The organism is Streptomyces sp. NPDC089424 (assembly GCF_044749345.1).
Lineage (GTDB): Bacteria > Actinomycetota > Actinomycetes > Streptomycetales > Streptomycetaceae > Streptomyces.
On the sequence record NZ_JBIVHU010000003.1, the window covers coordinates 884,896 to 909,590 of the forward strand.

Consider the following 24,695-nt stretch of genomic DNA (forward strand, 5'->3'; position numbering starts at 1 on the left):
GAACGGGTGGCGATCAGCCCGTCCGCCGGACGGGGCTGGGGGCAATCGCCGCGACCGGCCGGCCCTGAACCAGCAACGACTACCCACGCGCCGGCCCGGAGGACGGACGGCGGATGCTCAGCAGTGTCCGCAGTGGCGCCCCGCCCAGCGGCTGCGGCCGCCAGCCAGCGGGCCATGTGGGAGGCTTCCTTGCCCGACGGCTGCCGCACCGCACCTCAACCAGGCCGACGCGACCTGGCAGGGCGTTCCGGCTAGGCTCACACCGTGAGGTGGCTGCGGGCCTTCGGGGAGGTCGTGCGATCTGGGCTCACGATCGAGGAGGCGCGGCTGGAGCCCCTGCTCGCGCTGCGTACGGCTGCTGGGGTGGCGATCGTCATCGGGCCGGCGCTGTGGCTGGTCTCCCCTGCGTACGCCGCGTCCGCCGCCCTCGGTGCCTACTCCGCGGGTGCGGCCACCTTCCAGCGCACCTGGCGTCCGCGCAAGGTGATCGCGCTCGGCGCGGGCGCGGGTCTGGCGCTCAGCACCTTGGTGGGCTACCTGGCGGCGGGGCGACTCGTGACGTTCCTTCCGCTGCTGGCCGTATGGGCCTTTGTCGCGGGGATGGCGTGGGCTCTCGGATCGACTGCTGGGATCGTCGCGGCGACGACGGTCGGCAGCATGCTGGTGACCATCACCCTGCCCACCAGCGTCGGGCGTGCCCTGGAACATGCCGGGGTCATCGCGCTCGGCGGCGTGGCGCAGGCCGTGCTGATCCTGCTGTTCCCGATTCGCCGCTGGGGGGCGCATCGTGACGCGCTGGCCGACGCTTTGGCCGCCGTGGCCGACTACGCCCGCCGGCTGCGGCACGACCCGACCGCACCGTTCGACCCGGAGCCGCTGATGACGGCCCGGGACGCGGCCGCTGTGACGCCGTCACAGGCCCGCACCCGGCCCCCCGTCCTCCACGGCCCGCGGGGCCTCGCCGAGCGCATTCTGCCGGTCGTCGCCGCGCTCGCCGACCCGGACGTGGGCGCCCCGGCGGAGGGATCCGGGCGGGACCGCGCACGGGAGTTGCTCGATGCGGCCGCCGACGTCCTGGATGCGGCCGCCCGCTCGATCCGCCGCGGCACTCCCGCCGAGGTGCCGCCCGGGAGCGCGGAGGTCCTGCGCGTCGACGAGGAGGGCGAGGTGCTGGAGGGGCCTGCCCGGCAGGCCGCCGAACGGCTCGTGGAACTGCTCGCCGAGGCGTTGGAGATCGCCGGGAGCGGCGGGGCGCGCGACGATGCGCCTGCGCCGCCCCGGCCCGGGAGCGCCCAGTTCTTGGTGCGCCCGACCATGTTCCGGCTGCTCCCGGTCGTCGTCCGGGCGGTTCGCCGGGAGCTCCGCCGGGACTCGCCCGTGTTCCGGCACGCCGTCCGCCTGGCGGCAGTGGCCACGCTCGGCTATCTGATCGCTTCCCAGCTGCCCCTGGAGCACGGCTACTGGGCGCCCATCGCCTCGGTGATGGTGATGCGGCCGGACTTCCACCGGACGTATGCACGTGCCGTGGGCCGGCTCGCCGGGACCCTGGCGGGGGTCGCGCTCGCCACCGGGATGGTGCAGGCCCTGGGCCCGGACGCCCCTGTGTTCGGCGCATTGGCGGTGGTCTCGGCGGCCCTGTCGTACACGCTGCTCCGTACCGGCTACGCCTACTCCCAGTGCTTCACTGCCGCGTACGTCGTCTTCCTGCTCGGCATGGGCGGCCAGGCATGGGAGCAGACGGTCCCGGAGCGGGTGGTGCTCACCCTGCTCGGCGGGGCCCTGGCAATGCTGGCCTACGTGGTGTTCCCCGCATGGGAGACTCCCCGGCTGCCGGGCCGGCTTGCGGACTGGCTCGCCGCCGACGGCCGCTACGCGGCCGCAGTGCTCCGCAGCTACGCCGAACCGACCCGGGAGCATCGCGCCGACATGCGCAGGGCCTTGCTGGAGAGCAGGGAGGCACGTGCCGCCTGGCAGGCGGCCTACGACCAGGCAAGGCAGGAACCGGTCGGCCCCAGAGGTCTGACATCGCGCGAGGCGGAAGAGGCGCAGGAGGCGCTCCAGGGACTCGACCGGGCGGCGATGCTCATGGAGAGCCACGTCCCGCGGGCCGGCAGTCGTGTCGCCCCCGAAGCCGAGCGGTTCGCCGAGGCCCTGGAGGCAGACACCGCGCGGGCGGCAGTCGATGTGCGTGAGCACAGGAATCCGGACTGGGGGCGCGTGGAGGAGGCACTCCACGCGTGGGAGGGCGCCGCCGGGGACCGGAGCCCGGTGCTACGGCGCGGGGCAGAGCTGCAGAAGCGGGCCCTGGAGGACCTCGCGGCAGCAGTGAGCCGCTCACCCCTGGAACGGGACGTCGGCTCTGCTCGCGAGGAGCAACGGGTGCGGGCGGCCGTGGCTGGGGAAGGTGACGGATCATCACCCGCGCACCGGGGCGGGTGACGGCTCCGGCGATTGTGAGCGCCGCGCCTCCTGGAGCGGGAAGTAGTCTCCCGGCCGTGTCGAGCGCCGCCACACGTACACCGCTGTCGCCATCACGAGAATCAGCCCCGCCAGGATGAGCAGTTCGATCCCCTCGACGTTCCACCGGAAGGACTTCTCCGCCTCGGCCGTCACGATGAGCACTTTGCGGATGCCGGCAATCAGGCCGACGACGAGGAACGGCTCCGCGTCGAGGGTCCGGTTCCTGATGGTGAGGCGAACGGTGTGGAGCAGCTCGGCCACGATGAACAGCACCAGGCTGCTGTCCAGGGCGGAGAGAACGACCGTCTCCTCGCGGTACGGCCCCTGGATCGACCTGATGACGTCATGGACGACTCCGACGGTCAGGATCCCCGCGAGCAGTACGAGGAGCGCCGCGACGACGAGGTGGATGCCGTCCTCGATGAACTGTAGGAGGCCCTGTATCCGGCCGCCCTCGATCTTCGGGAGAATGGGTCGCACATTCAGCATGCTAGGGGTGCCCCGGCTCGCGGGCGCGGCGTGCTGCCGAACGGGTGGACGCGCGGATGCCTCCCTGTGGTGGCAGCCTGGGGGAAGCGGCGGGGCGCGACATCACCGAGGCCTACCAGGCGACAGGACAAGGGTTATGAGGCAGCCCGACGCGGACACGAACGGCGGGAACCTGCGGCCCGTCCTGACGCCGCCCCCGGGTCTGCCCTCCGATTCAGCCCGGAACCTCGCCTCCGGCCTGCGAGAGGAACCACGCCGCCCACCGCCGGCGACATCTGCTGGCGGATGGACACCGACGGCGCCCCGGGCGGCGAAGGTCGACGTGTCCGACGCGTCCGAAACGTCGGCTCCCGTCTGGAGGACGGCGATTGGGACACCGGCGTCCTCCTCACCGACCTGCCGAGCCGGGCGGAGAACAACCCGGTCCGCACCGAGGCCGACCCTGAGCACAGGTTCGGCCCCATTGGCGGGCGCACCTTGCCGGAGGGCGCAGGTGCACTGGAGGTGTGTGTGAGTGCTGATCGCTCCCACGAGAGCTGTGTTGGTCACGTTCTGGTCCTCGATGCCGGCTCTTCGAGCCTTCACATCGCTCTATTCGCGGCGGACGGTGAACGAGTGGTGGATCGCGATGTCTCGGAGCCCCCGGGCCCTGCTGCGGCGGGGGAACTGCGGAACTTCCTCAGCGAGGTGCCTGCTCCTGCGGCGGTTGGTCACCGCATCGTCCACAGCGGTCCGCACCTGACTGGACATACGCTGATCGACGCACGCGTACGGGCTCTGCTGGCGGACGTCGCCGATCTCGCGCCGCTGCACGTGGCCCCTGCCCTGCACGTGGTCGACGCCGCACGAGAACTCCTGCCCGACGTGCCTCATGTCGCCTGCTTCGACACCGTCTTTCACAAGGATCTGCCGGCAGAGGCGCGCACGTACGCCGTGCCGGAGCGATGGCGAGCCGAATACGGGCTTCGCCGGTACGGCTTCCACGGGCTGTCCTACTCGTGGGCACTGCAAAGGACGGCGCAGGCCCTGGGCCGACCCGTCGACAACCTCCAGGTCGTGCTCGTGCACATGGGCGGCGGCTGCTCGGCCTGCGCCGTCCGGAACGGACACAGCGTGGACACCACCATGGGCCTCACTCCGCTGGAAGGCCTGGTGATGAGCCGGCGCAGCGGCAGCCTCGACCCCGGCGCGCTGCTGTGGCTGCAGCGGCGGCACGGTCTGAGAACGGCCGAATTGGATGACACACTCCACCGGCATTCCGGTCTGCTCGGTCTTTCCGGTACCTCAGGAGACACCCGGGACCTGGTGCGCGCCCGCGCGGAGGGTGATGCCGCGGCCGCGTTGGCGCTGGCGACATTCACACTCAGCTGCCGCAGGGGCATCGCTTCGATGGCCGCCTCGCTGGACCGGCTGGACGCGCTGGTCTTCACGGGCGAGATCGGCGAGGACCAACCCGAGGTACGCGAGGAGATCTGCTCGGCCCTGACTGTTCTCGGTGTACGAGGCGGGCTGCTCGTCCCTGAACTGGAGGATTTGATGCGGGAAGGCCTCCGACGCATCGATCAGGCGGTGAGAAGTGTCCCGGTCCTCGTGGTCGCAACCGGCGAGATACAGCAGATCGCCGCCGAGACCCGACGGGTGCTCGGCATTGCTGGCGAGACCCGGTAGTTATCACCAGTCGTTTGTTGTCACGCCTGGTCACCCCAGCCGTTGACGTCGCTTCGCCGCCGACAAACTGCTCGCCAGCGACCCGAGCGACTCGGAGCGCGCCACGGCAGGCATGCTGAAATCAGGGGAAAGCATTCCCGGTGTGGTACAGAGCGCTTGAGTTGGCAGGTCTGAGCGCCGTGCTTGCGATGGCATTCCCAAATTGAGCCACTGGATTATCGGATGCACATGGAGATACGGCGCGGCAGGCTGACTCTATGCGGTGGTCCCTTCGTTCGCCTCCGTGGTGCAGACCCTCCTGGCGTAGCGGTGGCCTCTTGATGCTCGCGCACTGGGCGCCGTTCGTGCTCGCAGCGAGCGTGCTGGCCATCGAGCTCTCGCCCGCCCACGTCATGGTCACCGGACCTGTCCTGACCGCGACGCCGGCGCTGGCCGCCCTGACCATGGGCCCGAAAGGCACCCTCGCCGCCTCAGCCGCCGCCCTCGCCATCAATACGATCACGGCCACCTACAACCAGGAGTGGGGCACTGAGCAGGTCTACGGCAATTTTTTGGGGCTGTGCTTGGTCTCTCTTGCCAGTATCGCGTTGAGTAATGCGGTGCGTGCGCGCAGGCAGAGCAAGCTCGACCAGGTACGCCGCGTCGCCGTAGCAGCACAGGACGTCATCCTGCGCCCGGTCCCTGCACAACTGGGCCCGGTGCGGGCGGCCAGCCTGAGCCTCGCCGCCGAGGCAGAAGCACAGATCGGCGGTGATCTGTACGAGGCCGTCCAGACGCCCTACGGCGTCCGCCTGATCGTCGGGGACGTCAGAGGAAAAGGGCTCAAAGCCGTACGCGCAGTCGCGGTGGCCCTGGGCGCCTTCCGCGAGGCCGCACACCACGAAGACGAGCTGGCCGTGGTCATGGACCGCTGCGCGGACGCGCTGAACCGAGAGTGCGCCGTGCCGGACGCGTTCGACCAGGAAACACTGCTGGAGGGCTTCACTACCGCTCTCATCGCCCAGGTACCGACGGAACAACCCGTCGTGCACCTCGTCAACCGCGGCCACCCACCCCCACTGCTGCTGCACCAAGGGCGGGCACGAACACTGATGCCCGCCTGCCCGCTGCCGCCCCTCGGCCTGGAAGACCTCACCCTCGGGCCTCCCGCCAAGCCCGAGAGCTACCCGTTCCTGCCAGGCGACCGCCTGCTGCTCTACACCGACGGCGTGATCGAAGCCCGCAACCGCGACAACGACTTTTTCGACCTGCCGAGGGCCCTGGAACGGATACGCGCCAACACGACCCCACCGGATTTCCTGGAACAACTGCACCAGGAACTCATCCGCCACACCCGCGACCGTCTGACAGACGACGTGGCCATGATCCTCATCGACCGACTCACAGTTGGCAACCGCCCCGACAAGCGGGGGACGGCTCACTGATCAGCAAACCCAGCGGTCGCCCAGTCGAGTCCGAGGTCGGCGAGTGCGGCGAGCTTGTCCGCGGTGAGTTTGGCCCGTCGGGTCAGGCTGTTCGATAGGAACCCCGAGCTTCACCGCGTGCTCCTGGCCGTCGACCACGATCGTCTCTACGTGGCCTCTGGAGACAGTCAGGGAGTCTGTGCGGTTCTTGTGCTGTGCGATGTGCGAGCCGCGACGCCCCGCTTGAAGGCGCTCACGGCGCCCTGAGGGGGCCTCGGCGGGTACTGTCTGCTCCGGCGGTAGCGGCGCGATCCCAAGGGCTTCCAGGAGGGTGCGCTGCCCGTCCATCAACCGGGCCCAAACAGCCGGTTGGCGCTGTTTCGCGAGGAACCGTCCGATGTCCATGCCGTGGTCCCCACCGCTACCACCTGCTGCTCACTGTCTGTGGTCGGCTGGTGGGGGAGTGAGGTGACCTCGCATGACAAGTTCCGGCGTGGGTCGGCAAATACGGCAACATGCCCGGCGCCCACCTCACCCTGACCGACGGCGCCACCGGTGACGTGCTGGTGATCTGGCCATAGGCGGTGTTCACCTACACCAGGTGAGGCTGGGGGTGGCGGATGACGGCACGTCAGGGCCGGACTTCTCCTGCGCGTCCGTGGTGGGTGTCATCGCGTCGGTGGCCTCACCGCGGTGGCGGCGCTCTCCAGAGGCGTCCTCGGGGCGGTGCTTGGCGTGCCGTATCTCGCGCAGCACCTCCTCACGTTGTCTCGGCGTGCTGCTCGGCAGCGCGGCTCCCGGTGGTTTGTTGCCCGGCTCGGGCGGTGGTCAGGGCGTGGCAGCGGCGAGCTGTAGGGGCACCGGGCCAGGCGACGGTGTGGCGTCCAGGCTGAGGCGGCAGACTTCGGCCCACCAGGAGGGGCCGTCCTCAATGTGGCGCAGCAGGACGCCCTCGCGGATTGCCCACGGGCAGACGGTGGCCGTCTTCAACCCGGTCATTTTCATCGCGGTGTGTGCGATCACCGCGCCGGCCAGGCTCTGCGCGGCCCGCGGCGCGGAAATGCCGGGCAGCAGGGCCCGCTCCGCTGCGGGCAGCGCGGCCAGCCGTTCCACGGCCGTCTTGACGTCGGCTCGCCGCACCTGCCGTTCGGTGAACGGCCCCTGCCGTCCCGGCGCGGCACCACACAGCCGGCCCAGCTGCTGGAAGGTACGCGAGGTGACGACCGCGGTCCGCGGCCCCTCCCAGCGGATCCGAGAGCCGGCATCCCGCAGCTGGTGGCGGATCCTACGGCGCAGCGCCCGCATCTGCTCTGCCGAGGGCGGCTCCTCGTCCAGCAGGAAGTCGTGGGTCAGCCGTCCCGTTCCAAGCGGCAGCGATGCCACGAAGTCGGGCATCAGTCCACGGCCGAAGGCCACTTCCAGCGTGCCGGCGCCGATGTCCAGCAGCGCCATGGGCCCCGACCGCCACCCCATCCAGCGCCGCGCGCCGAGGAAGGTCAGCTCCGCTTCCGTCTCACCAGGCAGCGTGCACAGCTCCACTCCGGTCCGGGCCCGGACGGCACTCAGTACCTCCAGCCGGTTCGGGGCGTTGCGCACCACCGCCGTCGCGAAAGCCAGCGGAACAGCCGCGCCCCAGCGCGCCGACGTCCGGGCCGCCTGTTCGACCGCGTCGACCAGCAGGTCCACGGCCTCCGCGGGGACTGCAGCCCCGGGTTCCACGTGCTCGCACAGCCGTAGCCGCCACTTCGCGGTGTGGACCGGCAGCGGGACGCCGCCCTCCGTGTCCGCCACCACGAGCCGGACCGTTCTCGATCCGACATCCACCACACTGATCCGCATGCTCTGACGAGTACCCGCCACAACCCCTCCCTCTGAGACCGCGCCCCCGCAGGCAGCCGGCCGGGACACACGCTGTACGCGGTGTACCGCAAGCGCCAGCAGGATCGCCCGCCGCGCCCGCTTCCTCTTGCCGCAAGGCTGCTCTCACGAGCTGTCCGTGAGCATTCTGCTACGGATTGTGATCCGGCCATTCGGCGGGCGGGGCGTTGGCAGCCCCTACCTGGGCGATGAGCATGGGCGCCATGGTGGAACACGCGACTGTCCTGCACGGCATCACCCGGAACAAGACCCACCGGGGAGGGTGGGTCGAGTACGAGCCGACCGGATGTGCCGTGGTGCGGTGCACCTGCGGCCTCGACAGCGGCGTTGTGCCGGAATCCCAGGCAGCACAGATCGCCGATGATCATCGCCGGACCGCCGCCGAAGCCCGCGTCTGACTCCTCGTTCAACCTCACGCTGAAGTGTGAGGTTGAACGAGGATCACGGACGTTGCATCGCCCCGCTGTTGCTTCTGCGGCGCGCCATGACCACCAGCACGGTAACGACGATGACGGCCCAGGCGATGATCAGCGTCCAGACGATCGGCGCGGAAACGAACTGGACGGTGCTCAACGGCAGCGCCAGGATTCCCAGGACAGCCTGGCCCCGGCCGAAGCGCTCCAGGGCGATGTCGTGGCCGAGACCGTGCTGGTTGGTGCGTACCCGGGTGCCATCCGGCATACGGCGACTGTTGAGTGCCAGCCCGAGCGCATGGTTGAGCAGGCCTCCGACAACGAGACCCACGGCCATACTGCCGAGCGGTACTCCCCCGTGGTCGATGCCATTGTCTCCTTGCGCGGCAATGTCCCACAGCAGGACGGTCCCCCCGAAAGCACAGCCGAGCAAGCAGAGGATCATTACGGGGAGCGCGAGGATGCCCCACCCGTACCACCTGATCACTGCGGTCCTCCCCTGTATGTCTGCCTGGCTGTCCCGCCAGCACCTGAACTAGGCGCTGTTTCTCGGATCATGTGCGGAGCCAGATGATGAGTGCGGCGAGGGTAACGGTGCCGAGGTAGGTGTAGGCCCGTTTCTCATAGCGAGTGGCGACGGCACGGAAGCCTTTCAGGCGGTGGATGGCACGTTCGACGGTGTTGCGCTTCTTGTAGCGCTCGCGGTCGAACCCGGTGGGCCGGCCACCCCGGGAACCGCGGTTCTGCCGGTGTCTGCGCTGGTCGAGCCGTTCGGGGATGGTGTGCGGTATTCCGCGCCGTCGCAGGTAGCGGCGGTTTTCGCGGACGTGTAGGCCTTGTCGGCCAGGACATGGTCGGGTCGGCTGCGGGGCCGGCCGACTCCAATACGGGGCACGGACAGCTGCTCCAGGACGGGGCGGAGTTGGGGCCGTCGCCGTAGTGTCCGGGGGTCAGGAGGAGGGCGAGGGGACGACATTGTCCGTCGGCTGCGAGGTGGATCTTGGTGGTGAAGCCGCCGCGGGAGCGTCCCAGACACTCGCCGATCTGAGCACCTCCTCCAGTCGGACGGCCAGTTTCCGAAGCACCGGATCGACCTGGTTCGTCCGCGGGCGGACCCCCCTTTGAGAAGCGACGGCGGGCGGTGACTTCCGTGCGCCGGCGGCGTGCTGGTGGACACGCACCGCCGTGGAGTCCACCGACACGTCCCAGTCGATCCGGCCGGCGGCGTCCTCGGCGGCCTGCACCTGCGACAGCAGCATCTGCCAGGTCCCGTCCGCCGACCAGCGACGATGGCGCTTATAGACCGTCTCCCACGGCCCGAACCGCTCCGGAAGATCCCGCCACTGCACCCCCGTGCGAACCCGGTAGAGCACTCCGTTGATCACCCGTCGATGATCGCTCCACCGGCCCCCACGCGCACCACCGCGAGGTAAGAACGACTCCAGTCGCTCCCACTCCGCATTCGTCAGATCACCACGTCCCATGCAGCCACCCTGCCCCAACACAGCACTCACGGAAGGAGATCCGAGAAACAGCGCCTAGTCCATGAGGCGCCTCAGCGCCTGCTCAGAGACACCAGCGCCGTCCGGAAGCTACTATTCCGTTTGATCGCTGGTTCAGGGCCGGATCTTCACGCGCACTTCGCTGGAGATCCCGCATGGACTTCGAAATCCCCCAGGACGTCACTGCCCTGGATGACGAGGCCCTGGCCCAGGCCCTGGACGGGGCCCGCGCCGCGTTCGCCGCCCTCTCCGGTCAGGACGTCATCGACGGCGACGCCATGACCCGCATGCGCGCCCTGGCCGCCTGCGTCGAGGACATCCGCACCGAGCAGACCGGCCGCGTGGAGGCCGCCACCCAGGCCGCCGCCGAGATCGAGACACTCGCCGCCCAGGTCCGCGGCGAGCAGGCCACCACCGCGCCTGCCGCCAGCGAGGGCCAGGAGCCGGCCGAGCCGGTCGCCTCCGCCAGCGAGCCCGCCGCCCCGGCCGCCCCGGCCGCGCCCGAGCAGCCCGCCGCCCCCGCCCCTGCAGAGGCCGCCACCGCATCCGCCGGAGGCGTTGTCGCCCCGCCCCGCCCCGCGCTCAACCTGAGCGCCGTACGCCGGGCGCAGCCCCGCGTCCTGCCCGAGGCCCCGCCGCCGGGCACCACCATCACCGCGGCCGTGGACGTCCCCGGCTACACCCCGGGTGCCACCCTCAACTTCGACGACGTGGTCAAGGGCATCAACACCCGCGCGACCGCCCTCAAGACCGCCGGCGGCGGCGTCGGCCAGGTCATCAGCTACCACCATCCCTACCCGGACGACACGATCGTCACGGACTCCTCGTCGGCGCCCGAAGGCACTACGGTGGCCATGACCGCGTCCGGCCAGTCTCGCCTCCCCAAGGGCGATCTGATCGCGTCCGGCGGCTGGTGCGCCCCGTCCGAGACGCTCTACGAGCTGACGGACACCAGCTGCCCCGACATGCTGTGGGACGCGCCTGAGATCCAGCTCGCGCGCGGCGGCCTGCGCTACTACATGCCGCTGTCATTGGACGTCGCCGCCATGACCTGGGTGCACACCGAGGCGGACGATATCGCGGGCAACACCAAGCCCTGCTTCAAGATCCCCTGCCCGGACCCAGTAGAGGTCCGCTGCGACGCGGTCGGCGTCTGTCTTGAGGCCGGCATTCTGACCCAGCGGCACTTTCCGGAACTCATCGCCTGGTACCTGCGCAACAGCATGGTGGCCCACGAGATCCGGCTCCGTCAGGTCCTGTTCGCCCAGGCCTTGGCCGCCGCCACCCCCGTGACCGTCCCCGCCTCCATGGGTGCCCTTTCGGCCGTGTTCGCCGCCGTGGCGCTCCAGGCCGCCGACATGATCGAGCGTCACAGCCTGTGTGACAGCACCGCCCTTGAGGTGGTGTTCCCCTGGTGGAGCCGCAACCTGTTCCTGGCGGACCTCGCGCGCCGTAACGGCGTCGGCGTAGACGAGGTCACCGTCGCGGACGTACAGCAGTTGTTCTCCCCGCTGGGCGTGCGCATCCAGTGGGCGCGCGGCCTCGCCCCTGCCGTCCCCACCGACATCGGCGGCCCCACCGCGGCCGTGGACTGGCCGGCCACGCTCAAGTTCCTCATCTACCCGGCCGGCTCCCTGGTCATCGGCCGAGGCGAGGACGTCAACCTGGGGGTGATTCATGATTCGACAAAGTTCAGTACGAACGACTACACCGCGCTGTTCGCCGAGGAGTGCGTGGCCCTCGTGGACCGGTCTGTGGACACCCGGGTCGTGACCGTGCCCGTCTGCCCGACCGGTGCCACCGGCGGCCAGACCGTCCTGACCTGCCCAATCGCCTGACCGCCCCCGGTCTCCCGTTGACGCGCCTGCCGGGCCCCTGTACCTGACACAAGGCCCGGCACGCGAACCACCCAAGACTGGAGGTGCGTGATGCCTGCTGGACTGCGCCAAGTCGTCCCCGGTATCCCTGGCACGCCACTCCCGCGCGGCATCCTCGGCGCCTCATGCACGAACGTCACCGATGTCACCGAGGACGAGATCCACCAGCTCAACGGCGTGGAGTGGCTGTCCATCGGCTGCTGCCCGGCCCGGGACTGGCCGGACCCGTGTGAGGACCCGCAGCCTGGTGACCCAACGCAGAAGGAGTTCTGCCGCCCAAGCACCGAGCACGCGGCACCCATCACTATCTACGCTGGCGCGGAGTGCTCCGCCCCCGGCTTCTCGTACGCCGAAGCCCGAGGGCAGGCGCTGGCCTCCCTGGCGCTCGGCGAGCAGCACGCCATCGAGGCCGGGTTCATGCGCACCAAGCTCTCAGTGGAGGCGGTGGACACCACCCCCGCCGAGGGCCCGCTGAACATCGCCCAGGGCGTGGCCGCACTGGAGGGCTGCCTGGCCGAGAACTACGGAGGCGTAGGCACCCTCCACATCCCCGTCGGCGTCGCCGCCCTGCTCGGCTGCTGCAACGTCCTCCATGACGACCCGGTAGCCGGAGGGCTCCGGACCATGGCCGGGAACTGCGCCGTCATCGGCGCCGGCTATTCCTACCTCAACCTGGGCCCGGGCGGGATTCCCGCCGAACCTGGCGCTGCTTGGCTGTACATCACCGGTCCTCTGGCCATCCGCCGTGGACCGGTCGACGTGATCCCGGACCGCTCCCGCGCGTCCGCCTCCGTGAATATCAAGAACAACGACCGCAGGGTGCTGGCGGAGCGGACGGTCGTCGTCGGCACAACCTGCACAATCTGCGCAGTGCAGGTAAGGGCGAGTCCATGATCATGATCACTGTCAAGCCCGAGCGGTCCCGCCTCGTCGCGTTTGCCCGCTGGGCGACCGCCCAGACGCCCAAGGTGCGCACCGTGGGACTGGGCGAGTTCGGTGTACCGGCCTGCCTCTTCGTCCACGCCCCGGAGGAGGTGCTGATCGGCGCCCTCGTCGACGGCCACCGGTACGTCTCCCCGAGCGAGGACGCCACCAACGGCCTGACAGAGCCCGGCGGCCACCAGGACCTGGCCGGGACGGAGTTGCTGGGCGTCGCCACGCCTGAGGCCTTGATGACCCGTGGGGACCCGCGCACGGACGTCGTACGGCTCGCTACGAAACCGCCCGTGTCGGACGCTGCCGTGGGAGGGGACCGCGGCGACGAGCACGGCCCGGAATCGGACTTCGCGCCGCTGGAGGACGCCCTCACCGATGTGGATGAGGGAAACGACCAGGACAGAGAGGCGGTCGGCGACGGGAGCTCCTTCGCGTGCTACCTGTGCCCCCGGGAGTTCAACACCGAGCGCGGCCGCGACAGCCACCGCCGCCAGGTCCACAGGGAGGACTGACTAATGCCTGCAACCGCAGGCTGCGGCCGGGTTGACCAGCCCGGTCGCAGCTAGACTGACTTCGTCGCTGGCTTAGGGCCGGACGCACATGTCGCTGGTTGAGGGCCGGACTCCTGTTCCTAGGAGGACCGGCATGTCCTGCCCGCTCATTGCAAACGCGGACGTCATGCGCGTCACCAGGGTTGACCAGTGCGGCAACCCCATCGTCGGCGAGGACAACGGCTACGTCTTCGACTGCTTCGCCTCCCTGGCCATGAACAACAACAGCGAAGACGGCGAGGACATCGAGTACAAGGCGGCCAACGGCCGCGTCTGCGGCTACAAGAAGGGCTGCCCGACGTTCCGCGGCTTCGACCTGGAGCTCAACGTCTTCAGCGTCTCCCCGGAGCTGATCGAGATCCTGACCGGCAACCCGGTCGTGCTCGGCTACGACGGCACCCCGATCGGCTTCGACACCTGCTCGGTCAAGTGCGACACCGGTTTCGCGCTGGAGCTGTGGGCGGAAGTCCTCGGCGAGGCGTGCGAGGAAGGCGCCACCGGCCAGTGGATCTACTTCCTGCTGCCCTGGGTCAGCAACGGCCTGCTGGGCGACCTGGAGATCGGGTCGGAAGCGGTCACCCTCCGGATCACCGGGTCCACCAAGACGGGCGGCGCCTGGGGTGTCGGTCCGTACGACGTCATGCCGACCGACGCGACGGGCACGCCGGGGCCGCTGCTCACCCCGCTAGAGGCCAACTGCCACCGGCGGACGTTCGTCACGACCACGCCCCCGCCGGCGCCGTCCTGTGACTACATGCCGGTTCCGGCCTGACCTGGTGGCCACCTTGCAGCCGCGCGGCCCCGCGTCGCGCGGCTGCGCCGTAGGAGGGAGGTGGAGCCGTGCCGCTCCAGACCACCGCGTGTGAGCCGTGGCCGGTGGACCTGTGCTGCGACGTGGAGGGCGTGGAGGCCGAGACGCTCGCCCGGTGGCAGCGCGTGGCCACCCAGATCCTGTGGCGGCTGTCCGGCCGGCGCATCGGCGTATGCGAGGTGACCGTAAGGCCTTGCCGCCAGGCGTGCCTGGACGACGGCCCGATCTCGTTCCAGGCCGGGGTGGGCACCGGCCCATGGGTGCCGTACATCGGCACGGACGGGGCATGGCGCAACGCCAGCGTGTGCGGCTGCCGTCCCTCGGGCTGCTCCTGCTCGGAGCTGTGCGAGGTCAAGCTGCAGGGCCCCGTGCACGACGTCGTACGGGTCAACGTGGACGGCCAGGACCTGGTGCCCGGCGTGGAGTACCGGGTGGACGCGCCGAGCCTGCTCGTGCGCCTGGGCGGGGAGTGCTGGCCCAAGTGCCAGGAGATGGCCGAGCCGGAGTTCACCGAGGGCACGTTCACCGTGGTCTACCGGCTGGGCATCGAGCCGGACGACTCCGCGGTGGCCGCCGTCTCGGAGCTGACCTGCCACCTGCTGAAGGGATGCGGCGGCACGGGCTCCTGCGGCTGCAAAGCCAACAACAAGATCACCAGGCTCCAGCGCCAGGGCGTCGAGATGGAGATGCCCGACCCCACCGTCTTCTACAGCTCGGGCCTGACCGGCCTGCCCCTGGTCGACCTGTTCCTGACCACCGTCAACCCCGGCCGGCTCACCCGGCCGTCCCGCGTGTACTCGCCGGACTACAACCGCCCGAGGAAGACCACATGGCCCTGAACCTCACCGCCGTGCAGGACGCGGCGGAGGCCGTCCTGGGCTGCGTGTGCGCCGCGCTGCAGGACGCCGCCGCCCAGGTCGACGGCCAGCCGGGATGCCCCTGCCGGTCCTGCCTGGTCCCGGGACTTCCGGCATGGGACTCCTGCGACGACCCGTGCAACACCACCCCGGCCGGGGCCGGCGGCGGCCAGCTCTCCGTCAACGTCGCCCGCCTGTACCCGTCCACGGAGTTCCCCACCGCCGACCGCAACCTGCCCCCGACGCAGGCCCGTGGCCGGCTCACCTGCGCGGCGCCCACGGCCATGGCGGTGGAGCTCCTGGTCACGCTGCTGCGCTGCGCCCCCACATTCGATGACGGCGGCTGTCCGCCATCCTGCGACGCGCTGGGGGAGGCGGCCCGAATCCTGCACACGGACATGGTGGTCGTCCGCAACGCCCTGGAGTGCTGCCTGCCGACGGCCGGCGAGCAACGACGGCGCGGCCGGGTGGTGTTCGTCGGGGAGTCCAAGACGGTCGGCCCGGAGGGCATGTGCGTGGGGTTGGAGCAGCGGTTGACCGTGGCCCTGCCGGGCTGCGGATGCCCCCAGGAGGCGACGGCATGACGGTTGAGGTACGCGTGGACCAAGGCGCCATCGCGCGCCTGCTGCGAGCCCGCAACGGGCTGGCCAGGCGCAAGCTCCAGCAGCGCCTGGACCGTGTCGCCCGCATCGCCCAGGCTGAGGCTCCCGGGAGCATGGGCGACTACATCGAGACCGACATCCGGTATGGGGCCCGCGGCCTGGAGGGTGCGGTCATCTGCACCCACCCCAAGGCCCGGCTGGTCCTGGACGGCACCCGCCCTCACCTGATCCGCCCCCGCCGCGCCAAGGCCCTACGGTTCGAGGTCGGTAGCGACGTCGTGTTTACCAAGCTGGTCCGCCACCCCGGCACGCGGCCCAACAACTTCCTTGCCCGCGCGCTGCGCCTGGGTCGGTAAGGGGTGTCCCGTAATAATGATCTGGATCAGTATGCGAGACACGCACCCAGCGTTAATGCGGGTTAAATCTCAAGCTGGGAGTTACTCACTCCGCTGATACTCCGGGCGGCGATGGGGCGGCCACGTGCGGAGGACCGGCAGGTCATCGACGGATGGTCTACAAGATCCGTACCGGGATCTCCTGACGTGACCTGCCGGAGCGCTACGGGCCGTGGAAGACCGTGTCACCCGCTTCCGCCGCTACGCCCTCGACGGGGTGTCCACCCACGCTCTACGGCAGATCCAAGCCCACGCCGAGGCAGCCGGTGACATTGACTGGCTTTCCAGATCGACTCCACCATCGTCCGTGCTCACCAGCATGCCGCCGCCACCGGCCGAAAGGCCCAGCCCACTGTGCGGCCGCCTACGTGGGCGCACAGTGGGCTGGGGCACCGCAGCCGATCGCCTGTGCGAGCTTCCTCGGTGGTCTAGACAACACCCGAGGGTATTGCAACCACCCCCAGAACACGTCGAGGGCTGACAGGCCCGCAGCGGACCGCTGCTAGAGCTCGGTGTGCCACCAGTCGCCCGTATAGCTGGTGGTAGCCGGGTTGCCCAGGATCGTCCAGAGGTTCTCCCTCACCTGGCTGATGTTGGAAATCACTCCAGCGTGGGGACCGACGTTCACCGGGCGGGGATTCCGACCGGCGTACCAGTCCTGCGCAAAGCGCCCGATCTGATTCCAATGGTTCTCGAGCTCCTGATGGTTGGCCGGCACGCCAATCCGCCGCGTGCCGTCTTCCATCACACCCCGGAAGAGCCCGTAGACGTCCCAGAAGCGGACGGCCTCAGAAGTGAACTGGATCATGAGCAACAGAGATTGTGCCGTCATAGCGGTACTATCGCCGTACTGCAGCTGCCACGCAGCATTCCAGACTGCCGTGTAGCTGATGGGCAGGTTCCCCCGGTTGATGCCGCCAGCATTGGCGGCCATGCTGTTGTAGTTCGACCCGAAGTGCAGAGTGCGGATTCGCGTCAGATCGGGGAGCAAACCCACATCTGGGCTGCGATCGGTCGCTATCCGGTGCATGTGTTCGGCGAGGTTCCAGTCATTGTCGTTGAAGGTCCAGGTGTCGCCGTAGTGGTTGGTAAACCCGCGAAGATAGAGATCTTCCGGCGTGAACCACAACCACAATGACTCGCCTGCGAAGTTCAGATCCATTCGGATCAACGAACTTTCGCTCGTCTGCGTGGCCGCAATGCCCTGCTGCCAATAATGCGCCGAGGCACCCTGGAAGCTCTGGAGCAATCCCAGGTACTGGCTTGCCTGCTGGGTGCTGGGCTGGTCATCGAGATGCATCCACACGTGACCAATTCGGTTGGTCCCAGTATCGGCCTTTGCTGCGGGGGCTCCCAGAACGAACGTGGCCAGGGTTACGAAGAGGGCCACAAAAAGGGCCACACTTCTTTTCAACCCAGTGCGGCCAAGCATTGGGAGTACCTGAGGTGGGCTAATTGACACTGCCACTCCTTGACTGATGGTTTTGCAGTAATTCTGCAGGGAGATTTCTCGATGATCACCATGAGTGGACTGCGAGGTGAAATGGCACAATTTCTGACGCGAGCGCCGCAAATCCCTCTTGGCTAGAGGGCATGCCCTGGTCGCGACACGCGAATGCGAGCGCACTTCCTGTGCTCGCGCAATTCCCGTAGTGCATCGAGAACTCGGTTCAGTTTGACGCCACTCACTGTCACCGCACTGCAGGGCCTATTGGCGATCTTCGGGTCGAAGCGCGCTGTTCGGCTTGGTGGCGTGGCGCCAGTGCAGTTTCCGTCAGTCGTCATCAGTCAGCCAGGGAGGGATTTGCATAGGCTAAGGGCTGTCCCGTAGCGCCTGGCCACGACTGGGCCTGGAGCGAGTCCGGCGCCAAGACTGCCGTCGGCTCCGCGACCACCATCGCCGACGGCGGCTACCGGGGAACAGGACTGGTCATCCCACATCGCCGCCATGCGAAGGACGAGGAACTGCCCTCCTGGAAGCAGGCGCACAACAAGTCCCACAAGCAGGTCCGGGCCCGTGTCGACCACGTCTTCGCCCGCACGAAGAGGCTTCGGACATGCCCTGAGTCTGGCAGCGTCCGGTGCCAGGAGGGGCGAGTTCCGCTCGCGGGCTACCCTGATCTGCACGCCGACTGGTTGAGGGCCGGGCGAGGCACGGAGGACAAGGACACACCCCGTGGCAACCAAGAGCTTTGCGTTCAACACCGAACCCCACGTCGCCACCGTCAACGGACATGACCTGCTGTTCGAAGCGGAGGTCATGGGTGATGAGTTCATGGACGCCTTCACGGAGCTGAAGGAGGCCCAGGCCGCCGCCTCCGGGATTGACCTGGACGACCTGTCGACAATGGACCCGTCCAAGCTGCGCGGCGCTACCCGCGGCCTGCGCCAGTTCGTCGCCCGCCTCATGCTCCCCGACAGCGCCAGCGAGTTCCTGGCCCTGGAGGTCACCAAGGACGGCACCACGCTGTCCACCCACCAGGACTGGGACGAGGCGCAGCAGGCCGCCGACGCTGTGGCCGGCGCACGCGTGAAGTACGCCATGCAGATGCCGGACCGCGTCCTGGTCCAGCTCATGGAGTGGGTGACGGAGCTGTACGGCGGTGGCACCAACGCCCGCCCTACTGGGCGGTCTGGCGGCTCTGCGAAAGCATCGCCAAGGGGTGGGAAGAGTGGGCCGGCGCGCTCGCGCTCGAAGGGGTAGACATCCACGCGTGGAAGCTGCGTACCCTGCTGTCCGCCGCCGAGGCGGCCATTGATGCCAGCGCCAAGGACGACCAGGAGCGGGCCCGTACCAGGGCCAGGCTGTACGCCCCGCCCCGAGGGCAGCGCCCCACCGGCCGAGCGCCTGGGGCGGCGGCGCAGGGTCGGGGCATGAGCATGGCCCAGGCGCAGGCCCTCATGGCCAGCGTGGCAGCCGAGGACGCCCAGGTCACCGGCGGTCGTAACGGATAGTCTGGGATCACGGCAGGCCCCCGTGCGGGGCCGCCGCTCGCCGACTGGTTAAGGGCCGGGCACCACCACTCACCCAGTGGGGGCCCGGTGGCCGGCGAGGACGAGGACTACGGCAATGCCCGGATCACCATCGATCTGGACGACGCGGACGCCGTCGCAGATGCCCGTGACCTAGGGCTCCGGATCCGGCGGGCGCTGGACCGAGCCACCCGGGACGTCGGCGAGCGCATCCGGGACAACATCCAGCGGGGCCTGACCGCCACGACGGTGGCGGTCAGGGTCGAGCCGGACCTGAGCCGCTTCGACGCCCAACTCCTGACCGCGCTCCGCTCGATCGAATCGCTCAACCTGCCCGTCGCGCCGGACCTGACGGGCTTTGTGGAGCGGATCCGCGCGCTCCTCGCGGGTGAGGAGGTGAGCATCCGGGTCGTCCCGGACCTGACCGACTTCGACGCCCGTATCCGCGCGCACTCCGCGCCCACTGTCACGGTCAACGTCGATTTCGACACCGGCCGCCTGGGCCGGGCCCTGGCTGGCCTGGGCGCTGTGGCGGGGCGGATCGGCGGCGCGATCGTCGGCGCCTTGCAGATCGGCGCTCTCGGTATCGCCGCCGCCGGTGCCGCCACCGCGATCGGCAAGCTCCTGGTGGTCCTGGCCCCAGCGGCCGGACTGCTCGCCGCCCTGCCCGCTGTGGTCCTCGGGTTCACGGCCGTGCTGGGCGGCCTCAAGCTCGCGTTGTCCGGGGTCGGTGACGCGTTCTCGGCTGCCCTCACGGAGGACGCCGAGGCGTTCGAGGAAACGCTGGAGGGCCTGTCGCCCAAGGCCCAGGCGGCGGCCCGCGAAGTGAGGGCCCTAAAGCCTGCGTTCGAGGACCTGAAGGAGTCCGTCCAAGACGGCTTCTTCGCCAAGATCGAGGGCGAGATCACCAAGACGGCCGCCGCCCTGGCGGGGCCGCTCAAGTCCGGGCTCACCGGCATCTCCACTGCCTGGGGTGCGGCGGCCAGGAACGCCCTCGGGTACGTGCGGGGCGCCCAAGGCGTAGCCAACGTCCAGAGCATCCTCAACGCCGCTCAGGCGGCCACCGAGGGCTTTTCGCAGACCACGAACAAGCTGACGGCCGGGCTGCTCCAGGTAGCGGCCGTCGTCTCGGACCGGTTCGGCGGTGAACTCGCCGGCGGCATCGACAACCTGGGCGCGAAATTCGGGGCGTGGCTCCAGCGGATCGCCCAGGGCGGCCAGGCCGTCGCCTGGGTGGACGGGGCGCTCACCACCCTGGCCCAGCTCGGCGACCTCGCGGGGAACGTACAGGACATCTTCTCCGGCATGTTCCGCGCCGGGGAGAGCGCCGGCGCGGGGGTGCTCGCCAACCTCCAGCGGATCACCCAGGCGGTCAGCGAGTTCGTCAACTCAACCCAGGGCCAGGAGGCCCTGGGGAACATCTTCGGCACCGTCGGTGCGGTCGCCGCGCAGCTCGGCCCGATCATCGCGGCCCTGGTGTCGAACGTGGGGCAGATCGCCCCGGCCCTGGCGCCCATCTTCCAGCAGCTCGGGCCGGTGATCGTCCAGACGATCAATCAGCTCGGCTCCGCGATCCAGGGGGCTATGCCGCAACTGGCGGTCGTCTTCCAGCAGCTCGGGGCCGCCGTGGTCTCCCTCGGTCCGGCGTTGCCGCCCGTGGCTGCCGCCGTGGCTGCCTTGGCCCGCAGTGCCGCCGACCTCGTGGCCGCGCTTGCTCCCGGCGTCGCCCTGATCCTGCAATTCCTCGCCCCCGTCATCGACCTGGCCGCGCCGCTGATCGTCGCGGCCGGGGCCATGCTCCTGGTGGTCAAGGCGTGGCGCATCGCAGTGGCCGTCTTCCGGCTCGTCCAGGGGGCGTGGCTGGCCCTCAACGCGGCGTTCGCGGCCTCCCCGATCGGTCTTATCGTCGTGGCCGTCATCGGGCTGGTGGCAGCGATCTACCTGCTCTACCAGCGGTTCGGCGCCGTCCGCGCCGTGGTGGACGCGGTCGGGAACGCCCTGAAGGTCGGGTTCCTGGCCGCGGTGCGCTTCGTGCAGGAAGCGGCCTCCGGGATCGCCGACTTCTTCGTGAGCGCCTTCAACTCGGCGCGCTCCGCCGTGTCGACCGGTATCGACGCCGTGGTCGGGTTCTTCACCGGCCTGCCAGGCAAGATCACTTCCGGGCTGTCGTCGCTGGGCTCCACCATCGGCCAGTTCTTCGCCAGCGCCTGGCAGAGCGCGACGACCGCCGTGCAGGCCGGGGCCACCTCGGTGCTCGACTTCTTCGTCCAGCTCCCGGGCCGGATCGCCGCCGGGCTGGCCGCGCTGCCCGGGCTCCTGGTGGACGCCTTCACCAGCGCCGTGGCGTTGGTGATCATCGGCCTGCTGACCGGTGTCGCCGGGATCGTGTTCGTCTTCACCGAACTGCCCGGCCGGATCTACAACGCCGTCGTCGGCTTCGGCCAGTCCCTGGTGTCCGCTTTCACTCTCGGGTTCAACACCGCCCGCGCGCAGGTGACGGCGTGGATCCTCCAGACGATCGAGTTCTTCCGGGCGCTGCCCGGGCGGGTCGCCTCCGCCCTGGCAACGTTCGGCGCATTCCTGCTGCGGAACTTCGTGACTGGGTTCAACATCGCCCGCGCGCGGGTTACGGCCTGGATCAACCAGACCATCGGGTTCTTCCGGGCGCTGCCCGGGCGGGTCGCCTCTGCCCTGTCCTCGCTGGGCTCGTTCCTGCTGAGGAACTTCACCAGCGCCTTCAACTCCGCGCGGTCGCGGATCACCTCGTTCCTGTCGACGGCCGCCAACTTCTTCCGGCAGCTCCCAGGCCGGGTGGCCAGCGCCCTGTCCGGGCTGCCCGGCCGGCTGGCGTCCGCGTTCACCAGCGCCAGCAGCCGGGCCCGCTCCGCCGTTTCGGGCCTGATCTCCGGGGTGGTCTCGCTCTTCCGGGAGATGCCCGGGCGGATCCTGTCCGCGATCGGCAATATCGGCTCGCAGATCGTTTCCAAGGTAAAGGCCGGCATCCCGTCCAGTACCTGCCGTTCGCCAAGGGCGGCATCGTGTACGGGCCGACGCACGCCCTGATCGGCGAGGCCGGGCCCGAGGTCGTCATCCCACTGACCAACCCCCGCCGCGCCGCCCAGCTCGCCCACCAGTCCGGCCTGCTCGGCATCCTCGCCGGCCAGGCACGCACCCTGGCCGCCTCGGCCACCGCGGCGACCACCACGAGCAGCACGTCCGTGGGCGGCGCCGTCTCCACCCTGCGCGCGCTACTCGCCAGCGTCGGGCAGCTCCTGGACGACGTAGGCACCAACGTGGTGCAGGGCATGGTGGACGGCATCCGCTCGGGCGCCGGCCGGATCGCCACAGCCGCCGGCGAGATGGCCAACACCGCGGCGGTCGCCGCCCGGGACGTCCTGGAGATCGCCAGCCCCAGCAAGGTGTTCGAGCGGATCGGCCGGTTCGTCGGGCGTGGCTTCCTGGAGGGCTTGACCGGCACCGCGGCGCAGATCAAGAGCACCACGGAGAAGCTGGTCAGGGATATCCAGGAGGCTTTCTCAGGTAGGGCGAGCCGGCTGGATGACCGGCTGGTGGCCATGGTCGACGCCGGGAACAGGCGCCTTCAGACCCTGGCCAGCCAGCGGGACGCCCTGGCAAAGCGCATCGCGGACGCCCAGAAGTTCGCCGCCGAGACCACCAGCAAGGCTCTGGAGGCGTTCAGCCTGCAGAGCCTGACGCAGGGCACCGAGAACGTGACCGCCAGGGGCCTGGCCTTCGGTCTCCAGGACGCCGTCCAGCAGGTCCGCACGTTCACGGCCAACCTCGGCAACCTCTCCCGGCGTGGCCTGTCCAAGTCGCTGCTGGAGCAGATCGTCAGCCTCGGCTCCGTCCAGGGCGGGCAGATCGCCGCGGCGCTGGCCGGGTCCACCAAGGACAGCTTGAAGCGGCTCAACACCCTCCAGACGGACCTGGCCAAGGCGTCCACCACCCTGGGCAACACCAGCGCGGACGTGCTGTTCGACGCGGGCGCACAGGCGGGGAAGGGCTTCCTGAGCGGCCTCCAGGCGCAGCGCAAGAACATCGAGCGGCTGATGCTCGACATCGCCAAGGGCATGCAGTCCGCCATCCGTACGGCGCTGCGCATCAAGAGCCCGTCCCGCGTGATGCGGCGCCTGGGCGACTACACCGGCCTGGGCCTCCAGCTCGGCATCGTGGACCGCATCGCCGGCATCCTGCGCGCCGCCACCGCGGCGGCCCGGGCGGTGGTGAACGCCGTCAGCTCCCAGTTCGACCTGCTGCCGGGCCGGGTCTCCTCGTCGCTGGCCGGGGTGGGCGGCGACCTCGGGGCGGACGTCATCCCGCTGACCCGCGCGCAGCGCGTCCGCCATGCCAGGGCCGGCGCAACCGGCGGGGACGGCCAGGCCGGGGGCTCCGTGGTCCACAACCACCACTGGGAGATCAGGGAAGTCGGGGACGCGCACGTGACCGCACAGCGCGTCATCAACCGGTTCGTCCTCGCGGCAGGAGTGAGCTAGATGGCGGCTGAGTGGTACATGGAGTACGGCGGCGTGGAGATCGTGAACCACACCCGCCTCCAGCAGTACCTAAAGACGGTGGGATCCCCGCTGGACTCCCATGCCGGATGCGGCTGCACGGCGTTCACCCACGAGGTGCTGGACCAACTGCCCTACACAACGCCGGACGACGAGGACAACCCGGCGCCCTGGTACGACCCGGACGTGCCGGAGTCCACCGAGTTCGCCGGCGTCATGGTCCTGGACGTCACCGGCCTGGACGACCACCCCGTACAGCGCACCGTCACCGGGGGGATCGCCGGCGGCGGCGCCATCGGCCCCGCCCGGGCACTGCCGCGCACCATCACCGTGACGGCGATCCTGCTCGGGTCCACCTGCTGCGGCGTCCAGTACGGGCTCCAGTTCCTCGCCCAGGCGCTGCAAGGCTGCACGGCCGGGGAGTGCGACGGGGACTGCCTTGTGGTGTACGACTGCTGCCCCGGGGACGGGCTGACGCCAGCGGAGTTCAACGCGCGGCACCGGCGCACGCTGCGCCGCGTCGCCCCGGTGGATGGCCCCAGGGTCACGGCCCGGGCCGGGACCGGCTGCACTAACGGCACCTGCCAGTCCGGCGCGGACATCATCACGGTGGAGTGGGTCATGACGGCCGCGGTGCCGTGGCTGTGGACGGACCTCATGCCGGTCATGGCCGTCACCCCGCCCATGAACCTGGACGGGGACTGCATCGACTGGTGCGTGCACCCCACCGGCGAGGGCTGCCCGGGCGGCTGCAAGTTCGCCGCCTGCGTGGACCCCACGGCCGCGTGCGCGGACACCCGCTGCATGCCCGAGGCGCCACCCCTGCCCGGCGCCCCGCTGTCCACGTGCTTCTGCCTGCCCTTGGCGACGGAGCGCGCCTGCTACCCGCTGGACCTCACCAACCGGCCGAACTGGTCCACCGACCTGCCCGTCGTCACCGTCCGGTCCGGGTCCAGCGAGCTGCGCAACCTGACCATCGCCATCTACGAGAGCGGCGAGGTGGGCATGACGTGCGAGGAGACCGCCGACTTCAACCGGTGCACCCCCGTCAACTACTGGCACATCGCGTACGTACCGCCGGGCGGGGCGGTGACGCTGGACGGGCAGACCGGCCGCGCGACGGTGGAGTGCGGCGGCGCCTGCGAGTCCAGCCCGGACGTGTACGGCATGGACGGCATGCCCCCCACCTACAAGCCGCTGGAGTGCTCGACATTCTGCCTGTGCATCGAATCGGACATCGAGAACCCCCCAGCGCTGGACGCCGTGGTCACGCTCAACGTGTCCGGCCGGGGCCGGTGAGAGAACGTCAGGACCGCCTCTGACCTGCGTAGACGCTAGGCTGACGGCC

19 protein-coding genes and 2 pseudogenes are annotated in these 24,695 nt (G+C 69.7%); 16 read left to right on the plus strand and 5 right to left on the minus strand.

Annotated features, from left to right (window positions below):
- The first annotated feature begins 264 nt into the window (after positions 1-264).
- Positions 265-2,439, plus strand: coding sequence for an FUSC family protein (locus tag ACIP2X_RS19195; protein WP_401674254.1), 2,175 nt, complete (start codon positions 265-267; stop codon positions 2,437-2,439).
- Here the strand turns inward: ACIP2X_RS19195 and ACIP2X_RS19200 are convergent.
- On the minus strand, positions 2,416-2,949 hold the full coding sequence (locus ACIP2X_RS19200) for a phosphate-starvation-inducible PsiE family protein (protein WP_401674256.1): 534 nt from the start codon (positions 2,947-2,949) through the stop codon (positions 2,416-2,418). The two genes, ACIP2X_RS19195 and ACIP2X_RS19200, sit on opposite strands and share 24 nt — an antisense overlap.
- Before the next feature lie 285 nt (positions 2,950-3,234).
- Between ACIP2X_RS19200 and ACIP2X_RS19205 the strand changes: the two genes are divergently transcribed.
- Both ACIP2X_RS19205 and ACIP2X_RS19210 read left to right on the plus strand, forming a co-directional pair.
- Complete coding sequence (locus tag ACIP2X_RS19205; protein WP_401674258.1) at positions 3,235-4,617, plus strand: acetate/propionate family kinase; 1,383 nt, start codon at positions 3,235-3,237, stop codon at positions 4,615-4,617.
- A 320-nt stretch (positions 4,618-4,937) separates the two neighbouring features.
- Positions 4,938-6,041 carry a PP2C family protein-serine/threonine phosphatase gene (locus ACIP2X_RS19210; protein ID WP_401674260.1) on the plus strand — a complete coding sequence of 368 codons (1,104 nt, stop codon included), beginning with the start codon at positions 4,938-4,940 and terminating at the stop codon, positions 6,039-6,041.
- A gap of 807 nt (positions 6,042-6,848) precedes the next feature.
- Here ACIP2X_RS19210 and ACIP2X_RS19215 read toward each other — a convergent pair.
- The gene (locus tag ACIP2X_RS19215) at positions 6,849-7,859 is read right to left on the minus strand and encodes a Ppx/GppA family phosphatase (RefSeq protein WP_401674263.1); all 1,011 of its coding nucleotides are present in this window, start codon (positions 7,857-7,859) and stop codon (positions 6,849-6,851) included.
- Between the two features lie 233 nt (positions 7,860-8,092).
- Between ACIP2X_RS19215 and ACIP2X_RS19220 the strand changes: the two genes are divergently transcribed.
- Complete coding sequence (locus ACIP2X_RS19220) at positions 8,093-8,296, plus strand: hypothetical protein (RefSeq protein WP_401674266.1); 204 nt, start codon at positions 8,093-8,095, stop codon at positions 8,294-8,296.
- A 43-nt stretch (positions 8,297-8,339) separates the two neighbouring features.
- Here ACIP2X_RS19220 and ACIP2X_RS19225 read toward each other — a convergent pair whose 3' ends face one another.
- Together ACIP2X_RS19225 and ACIP2X_RS19230 are read right to left on the minus strand one after the other, a co-directional pair.
- Positions 8,340-8,798, minus strand: a complete 459-nt coding sequence (locus tag ACIP2X_RS19225) for a hypothetical protein (RefSeq protein WP_401674268.1) — start codon at positions 8,796-8,798, stop codon at positions 8,340-8,342.
- Positions 8,799-8,865: 67 nt separating this feature from the next.
- A pseudogene (locus ACIP2X_RS19230) lies at positions 8,866-9,795 on the minus strand (IS5 family transposase).
- A gap of 173 nt (positions 9,796-9,968) precedes the next feature.
- On the opposite strand from ACIP2X_RS19230, the gene ACIP2X_RS19235 reads away from it, so the two are divergent.
- From ACIP2X_RS19235 to ACIP2X_RS19265, 7 genes are all read left to right on the plus strand, one after another.
- On the plus strand, positions 9,969-11,651 hold the full coding sequence (locus tag ACIP2X_RS19235; protein WP_401674270.1) for a major capsid protein: 1,683 nt from the start codon (positions 9,969-9,971) through the stop codon (positions 11,649-11,651).
- Positions 11,652-11,741: 90 nt separating this feature from the next.
- Positions 11,742-12,584 (plus strand): cupin, encoded by an 843-nt coding sequence (locus ACIP2X_RS19240; RefSeq protein ID WP_401674272.1) that lies wholly within the window; start codon positions 11,742-11,744, stop codon positions 12,582-12,584.
- Positions 12,581-13,138, plus strand: coding sequence for a hypothetical protein (locus ACIP2X_RS19245; RefSeq protein ID WP_401674274.1), 558 nt, complete (start codon positions 12,581-12,583; stop codon positions 13,136-13,138). The genes ACIP2X_RS19240 and ACIP2X_RS19245 overlap by 4 nt, the downstream gene beginning before the upstream one ends.
- Before the next feature lie 133 nt (positions 13,139-13,271).
- On the plus strand, positions 13,272-13,949 hold the full coding sequence (locus ACIP2X_RS19250) for a hypothetical protein (protein WP_401674276.1): 678 nt from the start codon (positions 13,272-13,274) through the stop codon (positions 13,947-13,949).
- Between the two features lie 68 nt (positions 13,950-14,017).
- A complete protein-coding gene (locus ACIP2X_RS19255; protein WP_401674278.1) occupies positions 14,018-14,827 on the plus strand; it encodes a hypothetical protein in 810 nt (269 codons plus the stop codon).
- Complete coding sequence (locus tag ACIP2X_RS19260; protein ID WP_401674280.1) at positions 14,818-15,429, plus strand: hypothetical protein; 612 nt, start codon at positions 14,818-14,820, stop codon at positions 15,427-15,429. Before ACIP2X_RS19255 ends, ACIP2X_RS19260 begins: the two co-directional genes overlap by 10 nt.
- The gene (locus ACIP2X_RS19265; protein WP_401674282.1) at positions 15,426-15,803 is read left to right on the plus strand and encodes a hypothetical protein; all 378 of its coding nucleotides are present in this window, start codon (positions 15,426-15,428) and stop codon (positions 15,801-15,803) included. Before ACIP2X_RS19260 ends, ACIP2X_RS19265 begins: the two co-directional genes overlap by 4 nt.
- Positions 15,804-16,344: 541 nt before the next feature.
- Here the strand turns inward: ACIP2X_RS19265 and ACIP2X_RS19270 are convergent.
- The gene (locus ACIP2X_RS19270) at positions 16,345-17,232 is read right to left on the minus strand and encodes a ribosome-inactivating family protein (RefSeq protein ID WP_401674285.1); all 888 of its coding nucleotides are present in this window, start codon (positions 17,230-17,232) and stop codon (positions 16,345-16,347) included.
- 458 nt (positions 17,233-17,690) lie between these two features.
- Here ACIP2X_RS19270 and ACIP2X_RS19275 point away from each other — a divergent pair.
- From ACIP2X_RS19275 to ACIP2X_RS19295, 5 genes and pseudogenes are all read left to right on the plus strand, one after another.
- A pseudogene (locus ACIP2X_RS19275) lies at positions 17,691-17,915 on the plus strand (IS5/IS1182 family transposase); the annotation flags it as partial.
- Positions 17,916-18,018: 103 nt separating this feature from the next.
- Positions 18,019-18,546, plus strand: a complete 528-nt coding sequence (locus tag ACIP2X_RS19280) for a hypothetical protein (protein WP_401674288.1) — start codon at positions 18,019-18,021, stop codon at positions 18,544-18,546.
- Positions 18,547-18,884: 338 nt separating this feature from the next.
- Positions 18,885-21,878: a hypothetical protein gene (locus ACIP2X_RS19285; protein WP_401674289.1), complete on the plus strand. Its 2,994-nt coding sequence runs from the start codon at positions 18,885-18,887 to the stop codon at positions 21,876-21,878.
- Positions 21,854-23,329 (plus strand): hypothetical protein, encoded by a 1,476-nt coding sequence (locus tag ACIP2X_RS19290; RefSeq protein ID WP_401674291.1) that lies wholly within the window; start codon positions 21,854-21,856, stop codon positions 23,327-23,329. Before ACIP2X_RS19285 ends, ACIP2X_RS19290 begins: the two co-directional genes overlap by 25 nt.
- Entirely contained in the window at positions 23,330-24,646 is a 1,317-nt protein-coding gene (locus ACIP2X_RS19295) for a hypothetical protein (protein ID WP_401674294.1), read from the plus strand.
- Positions 24,647-24,695 lie beyond the last annotated feature (49 nt).

Coding starts and splice junctions, on each gene's coding strand:
- ACIP2X_RS19235 (WP_401674270.1), top strand. CDS start 9,969: ATGGACTTCGAAATCCCCCAGGACGTCACTGCCCTGGATGACGAGGCC.
- ACIP2X_RS19210 (WP_401674260.1), top strand. CDS start 4,938: ATGCTCGCGCACTGGGCGCCGTTCGTGCTCGCAGCGAGCGTGCTGGCC.
- ACIP2X_RS19245 (WP_401674274.1), top strand. CDS start 12,581: ATGATCATGATCACTGTCAAGCCCGAGCGGTCCCGCCTCGTCGCGTTT.
- ACIP2X_RS19250 (WP_401674276.1), top strand. CDS start 13,272: ATGTCCTGCCCGCTCATTGCAAACGCGGACGTCATGCGCGTCACCAGG.
- ACIP2X_RS19295 (WP_401674294.1), top strand. CDS start 23,330: ATGGCGGCTGAGTGGTACATGGAGTACGGCGGCGTGGAGATCGTGAAC.
- ACIP2X_RS19265 (WP_401674282.1), top strand. CDS start 15,426: ATGACGGTTGAGGTACGCGTGGACCAAGGCGCCATCGCGCGCCTGCTG.
- ACIP2X_RS19220 (WP_401674266.1), top strand. CDS start 8,093: ATGGGCGCCATGGTGGAACACGCGACTGTCCTGCACGGCATCACCCGG.
- ACIP2X_RS19205 (WP_401674258.1), top strand. CDS start 3,235: ATGGACACCGACGGCGCCCCGGGCGGCGAAGGTCGACGTGTCCGACGC.
- ACIP2X_RS19260 (WP_401674280.1), top strand. CDS start 14,818: ATGGCCCTGAACCTCACCGCCGTGCAGGACGCGGCGGAGGCCGTCCTG.
- ACIP2X_RS19200 (WP_401674256.1), bottom strand. CDS start 2,949: ATGCTGAATGTGCGACCCATTCTCCCGAAGATCGAGGGCGGCCGGATA.
- ACIP2X_RS19215 (WP_401674263.1), bottom strand. CDS start 7,859: ATGCGGATCAGTGTGGTGGATGTCGGATCGAGAACGGTCCGGCTCGTG.
- ACIP2X_RS19240 (WP_401674272.1), top strand. CDS start 11,742: ATGCCTGCTGGACTGCGCCAAGTCGTCCCCGGTATCCCTGGCACGCCA.